The sequence below is a fragment of the Bacteroides sp. RTP21281st1_H5_RTP21281_210402 genome (assembly GCF_040918965.1).
Lineage (GTDB): Bacteria > Bacteroidota > Bacteroidia > Bacteroidales > Bacteroidaceae > Bacteroides > Bacteroides congonensis.
This window is the reverse complement of sequence record NZ_JBCOWR010000006.1, coordinates 219,070-235,230: the sequence shown is the minus strand read 5'-3', so window position 1 is coordinate 235,230 and position 16,161 is coordinate 219,070. Positions and strand designations below refer to the sequence as shown.

Genomic DNA, 16,161 nt, shown 5'->3' with positions numbered 1-16,161 from the left:
TTGTAATTAGAACCAAGTTATTATGTACGAGTATTCGTCTTTACCTTCTTCTTTGAATCTAATCCAGAACTTGCCTTTACCATCAGCCTCATCTGTATCATTTGTGTATTCTCTCTCAATAATTTCTAAATCGCTGATAGCACAAATATTTGATTCTCTGCCACTACTATTGATTTGAACTAACTGAGAAAGAGATGTCTTTTTACCTTTTGTACGTCCACCCTCAAAAGATATATGGAATCCATCTTTCAGTGCTCCCGTCCATGTTTTTCCCGTTGCTACTTTAATATGTTCTCTTCCATTGTCTGTTGAAATGGTACTATGGGGTATTCCCATTTGGTAAGTCCCCTGAATATACCATCTTGCTGAGTATGCTTCAAACCGATAATAAACTTCCCCTACAGAAATCTCTATGGTCTTTTCGAATATATTATCAGTTACTTTAATTGTTTGGTTGACAGCCCTCTTGCCTTCTAAACCTTCTACTATTAGTTTAGACTTATCTTCGGAGAGAGTGCATTTCATATATGCTCCGGCATCAATAGTATAATTCCGACTACCATCGATTATAGGGATTTCTAGTGCTTCGCCAATCCATAAATTATCAATTTGAGTTGTTTCTATTTCAAATCCGCCTGCTACCAATACCTTTATAGTAGTTGTTAATTTCATTCTGTCAGTAACGGTGAATGCAGCTTCGCCTTTGGAAACTCCTGTAACTCTGACGACTTCGTCCACAATTTCAGCAGTAGCAATTTCAGGGTTTTCACTAACAACGGAATATTCTCCATTGCCAGATGCAACTGCGATATCTAAGGTTTGGGTCGCTACACAAACTTTTCCTGTTATATCCTCAAGTGCCAGGTGTTCATCGCATACTCCGACTTTTACGGTAGCTTTCTTGCCGTCAGCATCGGTTACAGTGACATCACAGAAATCACTGGAAAGTGCAGTAATTAATATTTTACCCTCTGTGGTCAGTTCGGCAGTAGCCACTTCACTATTGCTGCTTTCCACTTGATAATCACCATTTCCGCTGACAATATTAACTAATGCTGTATTCTTTTTTTCTTCATTCAAGAAAAGTGTCACTTCTTCTTGGCTCAGTTTCAGTTCGAAATCTTCCTTTACTTTTATGTTGATTACAGCCGAATGTTTAGTCCAGTCCATAACGGTGGCGGTTGTTGTTCCATTCTTCAGCCCGTTAATTATGACACGTGTGCCATCTAGAGTGGCAGTTGCTATATTCTCGTCTGCAACAGTTATCTTATAGTTTCCGTTGCCGTTTGTTATATTGACTTCGGCTGTGGGGTGTTCTCCATCTGCTTGTATGAAAATGTCTGTTTTGTCAACAGCCATTTCGCTATAGGTCGGTGCATCATCGTCCGAACAGCTAAATGTCAGTATGGCGGAGCTTAGTAAAGCTCCAACCATGTATATAATATTTCTTTTCATCAGTATCAATTCTTTTTAGTTATTCTACTGTTACTGTTTCGCTTTCTTTTTCGCCAAATCTGCCTTGGATGGTGACTACACTGAATTTTGGTATAGTAATTGAACGCTTGCCGCTCATAGACGGATTATGTTTTTTACGCAGCCATTTCACGCTAGCGCTTGATGTATACGAAACCATGCTTTCGATATTGAAGCCGTCTACTTCTACTAATGCGTCAACAGCCATAGTCTTAGAACTATTCACTAGGACGATGGTGTAAGTATCGTCTTTGATGTATGCGGATGCGCTCAAGGCTTTCGGAATTCTGTTAGCGCTAGTAGATACCTTTTCTACATCTACCCGGCGCGAGTCACGCGGAATGTATCTGGAGAACTGTCCGATAGAATAGTAACGTTCTACACGATAGAATGAACGACTAATAGGCCATCCGATAGTTTGAATTAAATTTTCTCCTGTTGTAGAACATTCGCGTGCACCAGCCCACCAAACGATTGCGCTGGTATTTGCTCTTACCATGTAGTTTTGATAGTTTTCTGCCCATTTAATGGCGTCATCCCAAGTTTCGAAGCGGGTTTTGTCATCACAAGTTTCCGTTTGCCATACATGGATTCCTTTATCTTCGGCAGATTTCATTGGTTGGATGCTGGCTGTAACTGTAGAATATCCGTGTCCTGCGGCTACAATATCGTCATCTACCAGTTCGGGCTTATATTTTAAAGTTTTATCCATCCATTCGACAGCAGGTTGCCACCAAGCTGCTTCACAATAAATTATTTTTGTATCTGACAAGCCTTCTGCATTCAATGTAGGTCTTAGATAGTCATGAGTAAAGTTAGCCATATCTTGGTAGTCCCATATGCATCCGGCCCAGCCGCCCATTGCACGGTCGGGTTCGTTCCAACCGGAAATACCGTAAACATTGATTCCAAATTTATTCTTGTATGTTTTGCAGAATGACGTTAACCATCGAGCACATTCTTTACTTTTGTCAGGGTTGAAAACTCCTTTGCCCAATGTATGTTCTTCATTCTCCTCATAACTTTTATAAATAACCGGAGGACTCCATACGGAGAAGAAATAGTAAATATCTTTGTATTTCTTTTGACACAGCCGATTAATGAGCCACAATTGGGAGTAATTTTTTTGTCTACCTCCAGTTTCTCCATTCCACACTTCGCTATACATTGCTTCAATTTCTGGAGAGTCTGCCGGTAGATTGAAATTGTCATTTTCCATGAAGTTGAAATTTCCGTTTTCATCTACAGTACCAGCACTGACTTCACCACGATATATATTGAATCGCAGTCCGGCGTCGCCATACAGATCATCTAATATCTGGTCGCGCTGTGTACATTGGTATACAGCCTCGGCCCATCCGAAGGCGCAGCCAAATCCATCAACCATCTGATGTTCATGCTCTTCACCGAGTTTTACTTTGATTACAGATTCTGTAGTTGGCTCTGTTGAATACCCGTCATCTTCGTCTGATAAGACTACCGGATCTGGTATATACACATCGTCATGACTCAGGCTACCGTCATCACAGGAAGTGATACCTCCGCACAACAAGAAAAGCGATGTGTAAAATAATAGATATATCTTTTTCATACATTCGTTTTTATTAAATTCATAATCATTTCCATAATGGATTCTGCTTCATTGCAGAATTATTATTTAGTTCGCCTGCCGGGATAGGATAGTATTTATATCTTTCCCTAAAGTTCGATGCTCCCTGCTTGTCATTCTCTTTTAGTATCATCTTAATTTGTGATGTAGAGTACCAGCGTCTTAAATCATCGAAGCGATGCCCTTCACCGAAGAATTCGAGTAGACATTGATGCTCTATTTCTTGCATGAGGTCATTTAAAGAAAAATCCACTACAGGCAGACCGGCTCTTTTACGGATTTCATTCACCGCAAAATTGGCTTGTTCAACATCTCCTTCTTTTGTACACGCTTCGGCATATAGCAGCAACACTTCTGCAAAACGGAACACGCGGACATTATTGGATTTTCCTTCTTTGTCGCCCATGTTGTCGGCACTTTTTGACTTAATGTAGTAAGCGGTATACTTCTTTAGCAGGAATTTACCATTTTGCCCACTAGTGCCTTCACTGACAGTAAATACCGGAGCGCCTCCTGCCATTTTAGAGGAATTACCATTCCATAAGTCATCCATGTTGTAGATTCCACCATAGTATTCTCCATTGTACCATCCGTTTTCTTCAGTCACCCAGTCGCCATAATCACTTGGAGTGAAGAATAAACTTGCGTAGATACGTTTGTCGTATTTAGAGTTCGGTTCATTTTTCTTATCCGGATCTGGTATTGTTTGCATTTTCGGATTTCCGTCTTCATCATATACTTGGTTTCCATTTTCGTCCAGTACGGGAACTTGGATGGTAGGCCGTGACCCACGTCTTTCTTTAGTAAACTCACTCACAAGGAAAGCAGAAGGCATTAGTTTTGCCCATCCACCTGATGCGGCAGGACCGATGAACTGTGACAGTGAACTACCTAGATTAATGCCGCTTTCGTTGCCCCAGGTCAAGTCACCGTCGGAACTGTATTGGAGTTCAAATACAGATTCTGCATTATTTTCTTTTGCTGTGGTAAAATTGTCAGCAAAGTCTTCCATCAGTTGGTAGCGTTTGCCCGCCAATGGTTCTCCGAATTCACTGTAGGACGATTTAATCAGATTGCCTAATACAGATTTGGCGTCTGCGTATTTATGCTGAGTGGCGTACACTTTACCCAATATAGCTTGGGCTGCACCTCTCTCAATGCGTCCTTTTTGCTCTGCACTGCGGCTTATAGGCAGGTTACAGTCGTTGATAGCCGTTAGCAAGTCTTTCTCTATCTGTGTCCAGATTTCCTGTTCGTTGCTTGCCGGTTTGTTTGTTTCATCCTCGTTAGATGGTATCAGGCGTAACGGAACAGCTCCATAGTTATTTACTAGCAAGAAGTATTGATAGGCTCTCAATACTAGTGCCTCACCCTTTATCATGGCACGATCGCTCTCGGTGATGCCGCTTGCCGGTACTTGGTCAATGTATTTCAGTACAATGTTGGCACGTTGTATACCAGTGTATAGTTCACCATAGGGATCGTTACCTGTTGTGGCAGAATTCTGGAAGTTGGCGATGTCCCACATACTGGCTTCTTCATTCAGTATGGTAAAAATATCATCGCCGCGGCTATTCAGATTTAACCATCCGTCGAATGCTCCATAGTATCCGTTCATCTGGTATTTGATGGGCGAATAGGCTGCTGCCAATGCGCTTTCAGCATCTGCCTTATCACGCCAGAAGTTTTCGTTAGTGAAGTGGTTCGGATCTTTTAAGTCCAGAAAGGAGTCGCTGCATGATGTCAATGCTCCGGATAAGAGAGCCGACACAAACATATATGATAACCAATTCTTTTTCATAAATTTCATTATTCAATGTATTAATCTTAGTATATTACAGGTTCACTTGGATTCCGAAAGAGAAGGTGCGTGGCACCGGATAGCGTCCCTGGTCGATTCCTCTGGAGAATACGTTGTAGCTGACACCGGTCGAAGAGCTTTCACCCAAGTCGGGGGTATAACCGGAGTATTTGGTCAGTGTGAACAGGTTCTCCATTGATACATATACTCTTAAGTTTTGGATCATCGCTTTCTGTATCCATTGTTTCGGGAAAGTATAACCGATATCCACTGTTTTCAGACGTACGAATGAACCGTCTTCCAACCATCTGTCAGTGTAAGCCAGTTTGTTATCCGTACCGTCTGTCTTTGAGAAACGAGGCATGTCGGTATCTGGGTTGTCCGGTCGCCAGGAATTGGCTACAGTTGTACTAAGGTTACCGTTAGTTGCGCCCGATTCCAAGCAATAACGTGGGTAGTTATAGATTTTATTACCTGCCATGCCATCAAAGAATAGATTGAGGTCGAAGTTATTCCAGTCACCACCTATTCTTAAGCCATAAGTGAAGTTAGGGAACGGACTGCCTACATCGTGCTGGTCATTTTCATTGATTACTCCGTCTCTATTCCAGTCTTTGTACCGCACGTCGCCTACTTGGGCACCGGGTTGGATCATTTCTCCTTTGCTATTTCTGTAGTTCTCAATCTCTTCCATGCTGCGGAAGATTCCGTCAGTTTCAATCAGGTTGAAGTATGACATTGAGTGTCCTTTCTTAAACATGTTGATACCCCGACCACCGGCTCCATGTGCGGAGTATCCGGAGATAGACATTACCTGTCCGCCGGCGGTAATCTTTTTCACTTGGTTACTGGCGGTACTCAGATTAGCTCCTACATAGTAGTTTATCTTTTCGCCTATGGAGCTACGCCATGTAGCGGATAATTCAATACCTCTATTCTGTACCTGTCCTGCGTTTTGGATGGACATACCTCCTATACCAGTAGATGCTGCGTAAGGAACGGGTAATAACACATTGTTTGTGTTTTTGATGTATGCGTCGGCTGTTAATGCCAGTCTTCCGTTCAGCATTGTTACGTCTAGACCAAAATTGTATGTTTCTGTGTTTTCCCAAGTCAGGTCCTCTGGAGATACAGCACTTACGAAAGGCAATTTTCCAAACCAAATGCTGTTGCCTTGCAGGTAGTTCATGCCGTCGCTTACCACACTCAGAGTAGGGTAGTAACTGTCCATTTCCTGATTACCGAGTTTACCGTAACTAACGCGTAGTTTTAGTTGGTCGAAGATGTTTTCTAATGGTTTAAAAAACTTTTCACGATTAATGTTCCAACCAATGGAAACAGATGGAAAGCTTCCATAACGATGTCCTTTCTTGAAGCGGGAAGAACCGTCGCGACGGATAGATGCTGAAAGCAAATAGCGGTCGTCATAAGAGTACATCACACGTCCGAAGAGAGAAATCAGTGCTTGTTCGGAAATAGAACTGCTTGATTTCATGGTTGTCACGTTGCCTGTCATGGTATCGATGAATTTCGGAATGTCAGTGTTACTTCCGTTCAATCCGTAATGTTTGTCTTTCTGTGCAGAGTAACCCACCATAGCTGCCACGGTGTGTTTGCCGAAAGTCCGGTCGTAGTTCAATGTGTTTTCAAGTACCCAAGAGTCAAAGCTTGAAAAACTTTCGCTCAAGTCCGGAGCATTATTGATTCCATAAGTTCCTAAATCGTATGCATCGGTATAAGTGCGGCTTTTTGTATGGTTCCTTCTCATACCAAGATTCAGCTTATACTTCAGCCCTTTGATGATTTCTGCTTGCAAATATGCGTTCAGGAAGATTTGTGTATCTTCGTTCGACATATCCATAACTTCGGAATAGGCATAAGGATTCGGAAGATTGATGTCTGCGGAAGTACCCCATCCGGTAGAATTGGTAGGATCGAATACGGGAATCACAGTCGGGAAACGCAATATTCCATTCATTGTGTCCTGATCCGTGCCACCTTTACCTTGTGCGAGACGGACGATTAATGATTCGCCGATTGTTACGCGGTCGTTGAGAAATGAAAAATCACTTTTCAAACGGATGTTGTATGATTCGTGGCTGGTGTTGCGCAGGATACCGTCTTTGTTAAGGTAACCGCCGGAAGCACTGAACGAAGCGTTCTTGGAACCGCCGGTAACTGTTACATTGGCTTTATATACCATAGCTGTGTTCAGCATGATGTCCTGCCAATCCGTTCCTTTGCCGATGAAAGGGGTTGCATCAACTTCCGCTCCGTAACCTTCACCTGCCAAACCGTAGTAGCGGGCGAAACGGCTATATTCTTCACCATTCAGTACATTCAGTTTTTTAGGGTTCTGCTGAACTCCTGTGAAGACGTTGACATCTACTTTGGTCGGCATTTCTTTGCGGCCGCCTTTAGTGGATATCAATACAACGCCACCGGCTGCACGTGAACCATAGATGGCTGCTGCCGCTGCATCTTTCAATACTTCGATAGATTGAATATCATTCGGGTCTACCATATTGATGTCTCCGAATGCTCCATCTATGACATATAACGGTGCATTGTTGGATAACGAACTGACACCGCGTACGTTGATGGTCATACCGGAATTAGGATCACCGCTTGAGCTCATTACCGTTACACCGGCAATCTTTCCTTGCAGTGCATTAGCGGCACTAGTGGCGATATCGCCATTCAGTTCTTTCGCTCCTACAGAACTCACGGCTCCTGATAAGTGACTTTTCTTGACAGTACCGTAACCGATAACTACAACTTGATCCAATGCAACGTTATCTTCTTCAAGAGTCACATTGATAGGCGCGTTGGAAGTAATAGTCTTTTCAACGGTTTTCATACCTATAGTTGAGAATACAAGAATATTTCCTGTTTTCGCCATCAGGGTATATTTACCGTCCATATCGGAGATGGTACCGGTGGTTGTCCCCTTTACTTGGATAGTGACACCGGGTAACGGATCGCCGGTGAACCCCTCTGTTACTACGCCTGTTATCTTGATTTCCTGGGCGAATCCGGATAGGGTAAGAAAGCCTAGGAAAAAGAATAAGCAAAATATTTTTTTCATAATACTACTAGAGTGTTAAATATATATTGATTCTAAAGCATCAACCAACTGTTGTTACTCTAAACGTTGTTCAGAATGGCAGCATGACGGTTATTTGCATCTGTGTGGGTTTATTACTCCACTACTTCCGGTGTTTCTTCCATCTTCACCAAGCGAAGGCCAAGTTTAATACCTGTGCAATCTTCACCGAGAGCATTCCCCATATTTTGCAGCAGCAATTTAACATTGGGTGCATAATCTCCGATTTTGTCAATTTCATCATCAATGTAGGTTTTCGCAAACTCATCATTCACTAATTCATCAACTAATCTCATGATTTCTAATAAGAATTGTCCATCCAGATTGATGATTAGATTATTATTTTCAATTGTGTATTCACAAGGGAATCCTTGTTCTAGTGCAGGTCTTAATCTATCTATTATCTTTTGACCTATTGCTATAGCTGTTCCTGGTAGTGCACCACGGGTAGTAGCTCTTGTGCTAGTACCTGCAATTAAGCCGCCTATAGTATTTAAGAAGAAATCTGCATCGACTTCTATACGAAGTTGATCTTCCTTATCGTAATAGTAGCGTACGATGTTGTGACTCATATCCTGACTGTATTGAGGATCTGTAGTACCGTTCCACGAATAAGAAGCATACATTCCACCAGTTTCTTCGGTTGCAATAAATTCTATAAGTTTTGGGATTGATTTTTCTACTCCATCAGGCATTCCTATCAGTGTTCCTATTTGCGGGGAAACCAGATTAGACATTAAGAGATTGAAAATGCCAGTCATCGGGCGATTTACATTTACAGTCTTAACAATATCGATTCCTGTATTGACATCCCCCATATTCACATTAGCAGTTGACCCCCAATCAAGCCACAGAGGTGAACTTTTACTTGGATCATTATTACTGTTGTTCACATTTTGAATCATAGTTATGCTGAGTCCTTCCTTTGCTTCTCCCATTTTCCATTTTCCCAACAATTCGTTATTCTCTCTTGCAAGTTTGTGCTGAATATCAATGTTCATTTTTCCATCTGTAATCTCTCCTTTGAAATTAAAAATACGATCAGGCCTTATGTCTTCGCCTTCAAATTTACAAGTTGAACCCGTGATTTCTGCTTTTACATTTTTCAATAGAATCTCTTTTTCTCCGGGAATCGGACTGTAAGTAGTAAATTTCCCGTCCATACCTTCAAAAAGAGCGGCTAAAGACTTTAAGTCGAACTCTGCTCCGGTCATCGTTATTGTAGCGGATTCTTTGTCCTCATTGAGTGTGAAAGCTACTTTTTTCCCATTAAGTTCATAACCATTGTACGTCATTTTTAGGTCGTAGTCACCATCGGTAATGTATTCGCCATCGAAGTTTTCGCTGTCTTCATCCTCATTGCCGGTCCCTCCACCATTGCAAGACCCTGTCAGTTCTAAATACTCGTCGTCGACACCGTTTATACAAGATGTAAATGTACTTGTGTAGCATAATATAGACGCTACTCCGATAAGATAAAATAATTTGTTTTTCATTGCATGTTTATTTTATGAAATTAAATTCTTGGACAAAGGTATGGTTGTTTACTAGGGTGGACAAATATAATTTTATCATTTACTAATACAAAACTGACAAAAGTCATAAATAACTGTAAATAGAAGAAATAAACTTCTTTAATGAAATACATAAACGGTATAAATTAAAACATTTATGAGTATATCTATTTTATTGCAATGCTATGTAAGTTTTAGTCCCAAGCTATTAATTAGACTGTTTCTATGAGTTGAAATGTATGAATGGAAGAAATAAAAATGTCATTCCAAAATAGAATATGAGATTGGCTGTTCGTTTTCTCTATCTATTTGGAATGACATTAAATTTCAGATATTTTATATCTAATATATCTAAGTGTTTTATTCTGTAGTTTTGACTAATTGGAATCCAACTTTGACAAATTCACATGGTTCTGTTTTATTGTCGTTTTTATACTTTAATGCATCCGGTAGAGTTTGAAGTATTGTCTCTACATTAGATTTATATGCTTTTAATGCTTCATCATTTTCGATAAGACCTAGTACTAATGCATTTATATTCGGTTCATTAAGTATATCTACTAGTTTGATGAGGATATTCCGAGTGAATTTCCCGTCAAGATTGATTTTCATTTTGTTATCTGTAATTTCATATGTGCATGGGAATCCATTTTCAATAGCTGGCCTTAAAGTTTCAATCAAAGCTTTACTCAAGGCTTCGAACGTTTGATCATCATTGGCACGAGTTCTTGTTAATACGCCTCCTAAGGCACTTAAAATAAAGTCTATGTTAGCCTCAATATAAACTTGATTGCGTTCTTCACCGTGGTAGTAACGGATAATGTTATGACTCATCTCTGAACTCCACGAAGGGGTACTCAAGTCACCACTATATGAATAGGTAGCATACATGCATCCGTTGGGTTGTACTGTTACGCTTTGTAGTAAGTTCTTGATCCATTGCTGGATTTTCACATCAATACCTGTGATTCCCATTCCTGCCAAGAAGTTGTCATCCCCAACGGAGAATATCCATGTGAATAGACTGGCCGGATCCATATCAAATCCAATTCCGGCGATAGTACCGGCATTTATGTTGTTTTGAGAATCCCAATCTATCCATAGAGGTGAAGATATATTGGCTGGTGCTTCTTGCATAAGGCCGAATTTCAAGGGGCCGAGTTCCCATGTTCCAGTCAGTGATTTGTTTTTAAGTTCATTGGTGATTTCAATATTCATCTCGCCTCCTTTCACTGTACCTTTATAAAGCATAGTGCGGTTCTCATTCTCGTCCTTGCCTTCAAAGGAATAAGTTGTACCATCTGTGTTTGCTGTTAATGCAACATTTTCCAACTTAATTTCTTTCTCTCCCGGAACTGGGCTGTTAGTCGTGAACTTAATTTCTCCCAATATTCCACCGAGCATATCTGTCAGGTCTTTTTCAACTCCACTTAAGAGGATGGTAGCTTTCTCTAATTTTTCATCAGCTGTGAAAGTCACCTTTTTCCCTGTAAGTTCTTCTCCATTGTAGGTCATTTTTAGGTTTTCGTTGTCATACTTACCATTCAAGTCCAAGACGTCTCCGCTATTGTCGTTGTCACCATCATCCGGTTTTTCTACTATAGGTTCGTCATTATCTTCTGAACAAGCTGTAAATGTACTAATGGAGCAAAGAAGAAGTGCTGCTCCGAAGAGATAGAATAATTTGTTTTTCATTGCATATGTAATTTTATATTGTTTGAATCTGGGAGCAAAGGTAGGGTGGTTTAGTACGAAGGACAAATATGATTTTATCAAATACTGATACAAAATTAACAAAATACATAAAAATGAGTAAAAATAGCGATGCAATATCCTTTATGTAATACTAAAATGCTATAAATAGATGTGTTTATTGATATGTCGATTAGATTTGAGTTCATTTTGTTCGTCTATCTTATCCTCTATTAAAACGAGTTGTCTGCTTATAAAAAGAAAGGATGTACTTTATTTTTCTGATGCAGAATATTATGATTATATTTACCGCAAAATATACGGAGAATATGGAATGCATCTATATTTGGCAACGAGAAGACTGGCCGTTTTTTACTTGGGATGACTCAAAGCTATCTTATAAATTAGGTAGAGTCCGGGGCTTGCAAGGTAAACTTGTAGGTAAAATGAGCGCATTGGGTTTTGAGCTAAAAAACAGTGCTATGCTTGATGCGCTGACGTCTGATATCACAAAATCATCAGAAATAGAAGGAGAAATATTGAATGTTGATCAAGTACGTTCTTCTGTAGCTCGCCATTTGGGAATAGAAATAGAAGGATTGCCGGACGCGGATCGTTATGTGGATGGCGTAGTACAAGTAATGATAGACGCTACTCAAAACTATATGAAACCATTGACAGATGAACGTCTTTTTGACTGGCATGCTGCTTTGTTTCCTACAGGACGAAGCGGTGCATATAAAATAACAGTTGCTGATTGGCGACAAGGTGCGGAACCGATGCAAGTTATATCGGGTGCAATGGGGAAAGAGAGAATTCATTATCAGGCACCTGATTCAAATAATGTGCCTCATGAGATGAGTGTATTTTTAGCTTGGGCAAATGACAGTCAAAAGATAGATTCGGTATTGAAAGCAGCTATTGCTCACTTGTGGTTTGTTACCATTCATCCCTTTGATGATGGAAATGGACGTATATCCCGAACGATAACCGATCTGTTTCTGGCTCGTGCAGATGAAATGCCACATCGTTTCTATAGTATGTCTGCTGAAATACGGAAGCAGCGTAAAGGATATTATGAAATATTGGAGAAAACACAAAAGGGTGATTTGGATATAACTGCCTGGCTTGAATGGTTTCTCGATTGTTTGGAAGCTGCATTGCTTGATACAGAAAAATCAATTCGTACAATTCTACAGAAGGCAACTTTCTGGGATAAGCATCGGTCGATTTCAATGAACGAACGGCAGATAAGGATGGTGAATATGCTTTGGGATGGTTTCGATGGAAAACTGACTTCTTCCAAATGGGGAAAAATCACAAAATGTTCTCCTGACACTGCGTTGCGTGATATACAGGATTTAATAAATAAAGGAATATTACGTAAAACGGAAGAAGGCGGACGAAGCACTAACTATGAATTGGAACTATAAAAGTATTGCGGAGAATAATACTGTTATTCTCCGCAATATATGCGGATAAAATATGTCTTATTCTCCGCATTTTATTTCCTAAGTCTTATTATCCGGTTGATTCGACTTTAACCCACGCAAATCGCATTGATACATTTGACGGAAACGGATTTTAGCTTTCTCCAATACAGTATTACCACGGTTTGCCGGAAAGGAAGCCGCAACGATTCTGGCACGTTTTTCTTTATTGGTTGGATGTTTGAGTTTTTCATTCTGAAGCGTGCTTTCCAACTGTACTATTGCATGACTGACATCGACACCTTTCAATTCTACCAATATCTGTATCCAGTCATTGCTCGCTCTTTCTACCAGCACCATCTTGTCGCATTTATTACCCCGGGTGATAATATGCCCGTCTATCTGATAAACAACAGACTCTTTTGAATTGCTGACTTCAAGGGTATAGCGTTTACCTTTTTCAGACGTACTTACAGTTTTTCGTACTGTCAATGGTTGTTCAACAATATATCCCTCTCCTTTTAGCTTCTCGTGCAAGTTTGTATCAGCCATAAATAATCGAATTTAATGCGGCAATGCTCTCGTCTACTAAATCGGATATTCCGTCAAGCTCCAAACCGCTTACCATATGTAGTTCGGCATCCACAATGTCTTTCAATGTTCCTTCTTCTGTCAGATAATAAGCGCCGATGCTTCCTGTCGGCAGGATATAATTTTCCGGAACAATTTCTGAAGTAGCCTTGCTGTCTTTTTCCCATGCCGCAGAGGCTACCATTAAAACATTCAAAGCGGTCAAAACATACGGACTATGTGTTGTCAGTGTTACCATACTGTTATGTCCGGTGCGTACAGAAGCTTTCTTTATGGCATTGATAATGCTCCGTACCAGGTTCCATTGCGATTCAGGATAAAGATTTTGTTCCAGTTCTTCAATAAATAACTGCGCAGACTGGTAATTGAGTAAGTGAGACGACAAGATTTCTCCATTAGTCTCAGTCAGCCTATCACCCGATGTCCGTTCGCGAAGAAATTTAGTCATCATATCATAGAGTTCCCCTTTGCTAAGGGAAACAGGTTGACCGGCCATTCCACACACATATTCAACTAATATCTCTATAGGAAGAGCAGACTGTACACCACTTGAAGCATAAAAAGTAGTGAACTCCTTTTTCTTGTCTTTCAAGCGTATAATGTCCGTTCCTTTCTCTTTATCAAAATAATACTCCATATTAGGAGCAATGGCCAGTGTCTTGGGTTCGGAATTTGTATAGAGGTCTTTGGCTTCCCCCCATTCGAAAACAAAGTTGAAGAGTACATCCAAATCTGATGCACGATAAGACCGGTCTATATTTTTTATGGCGGAAAGCAGATTCCTTTCCGATGGGATAAAACTTAGTTTTGTGTTATAACGTCCATCATCAAATGCGGATAAACGTTCTATGCGGGCATTGCTCCGAGTGCCATTTAAATGTATAGTCACGCAATCTCCCTGATAATGAATTTCACTATCATTTGAAAAGTACCCTGCATTGAAACGGTAAAACTGCATCAATTCTTTAAGAAATTTATTATTGTGAGTATAGGCAGAAAGTACCGTATCACTTCCCGTCATAATCGTCTTTTCCAACCATCGGCAATAACTAAGAATTTTCATCAGGGTACTTTTTCCAGTACTCTGTTTTCCAATGAACAGATTGACCATTTTCAGGTCTATCTTACCAGTTTCATTCAATGGACCTACATGCTTGATTTCAATAGAAGCCATATATTTTGCTCTAATTTGTTGAATTCTAAAACAAAAGTAGCAAATTAAGTTTGAACCGCCAATAAAATGCTTCAATTGGCTTTATAAAAGTTTTGCGGAGAATAATAATGCTATTCTCCGCAAATTTCCATAATTGTATGTTACTTTAGCAAACTACCCTTCGTCTGCCTTCATCTCTTAGTGGAATTTCTTATCTTCCTCGAGAAGTTCCGGGCTACATTCCTCCAGTGCCAGAGGAGTGAAGAGTTCTATAAGATTTTCTTCAGGATCACGCAGGTATAGGGTACGCATCCCCCAATCGGGCATATCCGTAGGTTCACTAATAAACGTCACGCCTTTTGCTTTTAGGGCGGCAAAGGTTTCGTCCAGGTTATCCACACTGAATGAAACCATCATTTTCTCGCGCATCGCAACGGGCTGCTGCTTGTCTGCATTGCCTACCGAAGGTGCCATACTGTCGGAACTGAAAAGGGCGAAGCCTTCTATTCCGTCGGCTACCTTAAAATTGGCATATCCGCTATTTTCATCTCCCCAGGCTGGCTCTAATCCGAGCTGTTCGGTGTAGAATCTGAAGCATTTGGCGAAATCTTTTACTAATAATCTTACGTTGCTGAATTTCATTGTTTATTAATTAATGGTTTGTATTAAAAAAGCTTTTTTTCTTTTTCAACATATAATAATCCCGGAGTGAGACTATTTGAAAACAATCTTCATCGGTCTGCCAATCCAGACTTGCGGTTGTTCGAGGTTGAAGATAGATGCTATTGTGGAAGCTACATCGTATTGCATCATGCTTACATCGTCAAACCGAAGCCCTTTCTTGATATTCTTGCCGGAAATGATGAACGGAGTTTCCATCTCCTGCATCGTCTTTCCGCCATGTCCTTTGTTGATGCCACCATGATCGGCAGTCAATATGAAAATAGTATCATCAAGGATTCCTGCTTCTTTTACTGCCTGGACAATTTGACCCACGTATGTATCCAGTTCTTTGAGTTTCTCATAATATGCAGGAGTGTCATGTCCCTCGGTATGGCCGGTATGGTCGGGACTGTCATAACAAATGGCAACGAGAGCCGGATGCTTCTCCTTGATATAAGCGGATGCCATGTCACCCAATTCTTTAGGAGTCTTGCTGTAATCGGCCACATGATAATGATAACTCATAGAAAGGGTGTCCACTAAATATTTGATTCCTTCCCATTCGTACAGACAACCGATTTCTGCTTCCGGACGGGCGTCACGCAATAGTTGGAATACGGTCGGGAAGATGCCGTTCTTGTTTAATACACGCGACGGAAGTTCGGGTGTTTTGGAGCCCCATTCGGTATATCCGTGAAGTTCCGGCCCGGCTCCCATAAACATGGATGCCCAGTTGATGGCGCTTGAAGAAGGAAGTGCCGAACGTTTTTTTAATGTATAAGAGCCGTCTTCCATCAGTTTTTTTACGTTGGGCATATCCGCTTTCGGAAGACTGTATGCGCCCCAGCCGTCCAGACCGATGAGGACAACATGTTTGGCTTTGTCTTTTCCTTTGGCATTGCAAGAGAAAGTGAGACTGAAGAGTAAGGCAAATGTAGCAAGTAGTGTTAATGAAATCTGTTTATTCATGATACTTTTATTTAAATGGTTAATGTTTTATTCGTTTGTTTGGCGAGAGCGTGTAGCTGTTGACAGGCAAAGGTAGGACTATTTTGAAAGAGAGGCAAATATAATATTAGCAGATACTAATACTTTTTTTTCAAAAGACGGTGTTGTAAGGAAAATATTA

11 protein-coding genes are annotated in these 16,161 nt (G+C 40.6%); 1 reads left to right on the top strand and 10 read right to left on the bottom strand.

The window, feature by feature from the left end; genetic code table 11:
- Nucleotides 1–6: 6 nt before the first annotated feature.
- From AB5443_RS11395 to AB5443_RS11370, 6 genes are all read right to left on the bottom strand, one after another.
- Nucleotides 7–1,455, bottom strand: a complete 1,449-nt coding sequence (locus AB5443_RS11395) for a hypothetical protein (protein ID WP_277130396.1) — start codon at nt 1,453–1,455, stop codon at nt 7–9.
- 19 nt (nt 1,456–1,474) lie between these two features.
- Nucleotides 1,475–3,064, bottom strand: coding sequence for a glycosyl hydrolase (locus AB5443_RS11390; RefSeq protein ID WP_044653677.1), 1,590 nt, complete (start codon nt 3,062–3,064; stop codon nt 1,475–1,477).
- Between the two features lie 25 nt (nt 3,065–3,089).
- Nucleotides 3,090–4,883 carry a RagB/SusD family nutrient uptake outer membrane protein gene (locus AB5443_RS11385; protein WP_044653676.1) on the bottom strand — a complete coding sequence of 598 codons (1,794 nt, stop codon included), beginning with the start codon at nt 4,881–4,883 and terminating at the stop codon, nt 3,090–3,092.
- A gap of 34 nt (nt 4,884–4,917) precedes the next feature.
- Nucleotides 4,918–7,974: a TonB-dependent receptor gene (locus AB5443_RS11380; protein WP_338127972.1), complete on the bottom strand. Its 3,057-nt coding sequence runs from the start codon at nt 7,972–7,974 to the stop codon at nt 4,918–4,920.
- Nucleotides 7,975–8,084: 110 nt separating this feature from the next.
- Nucleotides 8,085–9,485 carry a hypothetical protein gene (locus tag AB5443_RS11375; protein ID WP_044653674.1) on the bottom strand — a complete coding sequence of 467 codons (1,401 nt, stop codon included), beginning with the start codon at nt 9,483–9,485 and terminating at the stop codon, nt 8,085–8,087.
- 378 nt (nt 9,486–9,863) lie between these two features.
- Nucleotides 9,864–11,198: a DUF4925 domain-containing protein gene (locus AB5443_RS11370; protein ID WP_277130404.1), complete on the bottom strand. Its 1,335-nt coding sequence runs from the start codon at nt 11,196–11,198 to the stop codon at nt 9,864–9,866.
- Between the two features lie 326 nt (nt 11,199–11,524).
- Between AB5443_RS11370 and AB5443_RS11365 the strand changes: the two genes are divergently transcribed.
- Nucleotides 11,525–12,628, top strand: coding sequence for a Fic family protein (locus AB5443_RS11365; RefSeq protein ID WP_301425683.1), 1,104 nt, complete (start codon nt 11,525–11,527; stop codon nt 12,626–12,628).
- A gap of 78 nt (nt 12,629–12,706) precedes the next feature.
- Here the strand turns inward: AB5443_RS11365 and AB5443_RS11360 are convergent, their stop codons facing one another.
- The 4 genes from AB5443_RS11360 to AB5443_RS11345 form a co-directional block, all read right to left on the bottom strand.
- Nucleotides 12,707–13,177, bottom strand: coding sequence for a hypothetical protein (locus AB5443_RS11360; protein WP_022140395.1), 471 nt, complete (start codon nt 13,175–13,177; stop codon nt 12,707–12,709).
- Entirely contained in the window at nt 13,170–14,390 is a 1,221-nt protein-coding gene (locus tag AB5443_RS11355; RefSeq protein WP_277130409.1) for an ATP-binding protein, read from the bottom strand. Before AB5443_RS11355 ends, AB5443_RS11360 begins: the two co-directional genes overlap by 8 nt.
- Before the next feature lie 177 nt (nt 14,391–14,567).
- The gene (locus AB5443_RS11350; RefSeq protein WP_022140397.1) at nt 14,568–15,011 is read right to left on the bottom strand and encodes a VOC family protein; all 444 of its coding nucleotides are present in this window, start codon (nt 15,009–15,011) and stop codon (nt 14,568–14,570) included.
- Nucleotides 15,012–15,083: 72 nt separating this feature from the next.
- Nucleotides 15,084–16,001, bottom strand: coding sequence for an alkaline phosphatase (locus AB5443_RS11345; RefSeq protein ID WP_195406208.1), 918 nt, complete (start codon nt 15,999–16,001; stop codon nt 15,084–15,086).
- Nucleotides 16,002–16,161 lie beyond the last annotated feature (160 nt).

Coding starts and splice junctions, on each gene's coding strand:
- AB5443_RS11390 (WP_044653677.1), bottom strand. CDS start 3,064: ATGAAAAAGATATATCTATTATTTTACACATCGCTTTTCTTGTTGTGC.
- AB5443_RS11370 (WP_277130404.1), bottom strand. CDS start 11,198: ATGAAAAACAAATTATTCTATCTCTTCGGAGCAGCACTTCTTCTTTGC.
- AB5443_RS11360 (WP_022140395.1), bottom strand. CDS start 13,177: ATGGCTGATACAAACTTGCACGAGAAGCTAAAAGGAGAGGGATATATT.
- AB5443_RS11395 (WP_277130396.1), bottom strand. CDS start 1,455: ATGAAAAGAAATATTATATACATGGTTGGAGCTTTACTAAGCTCCGCC.
- AB5443_RS11375 (WP_044653674.1), bottom strand. CDS start 9,485: ATGAAAAACAAATTATTTTATCTTATCGGAGTAGCGTCTATATTATGC.
- AB5443_RS11365 (WP_301425683.1), top strand. CDS start 11,525: ATGGAATGCATCTATATTTGGCAACGAGAAGACTGGCCGTTTTTTACT.
- AB5443_RS11355 (WP_277130409.1), bottom strand. CDS start 14,390: ATGGCTTCTATTGAAATCAAGCATGTAGGTCCATTGAATGAAACTGGT.
- AB5443_RS11385 (WP_044653676.1), bottom strand. CDS start 4,883: ATGAAAAAGAATTGGTTATCATATATGTTTGTGTCGGCTCTCTTATCC.
- AB5443_RS11350 (WP_022140397.1), bottom strand. CDS start 15,011: ATGAAATTCAGCAACGTAAGATTATTAGTAAAAGATTTCGCCAAATGC.
- AB5443_RS11345 (WP_195406208.1), bottom strand. CDS start 16,001: ATGAATAAACAGATTTCATTAACACTACTTGCTACATTTGCCTTACTC.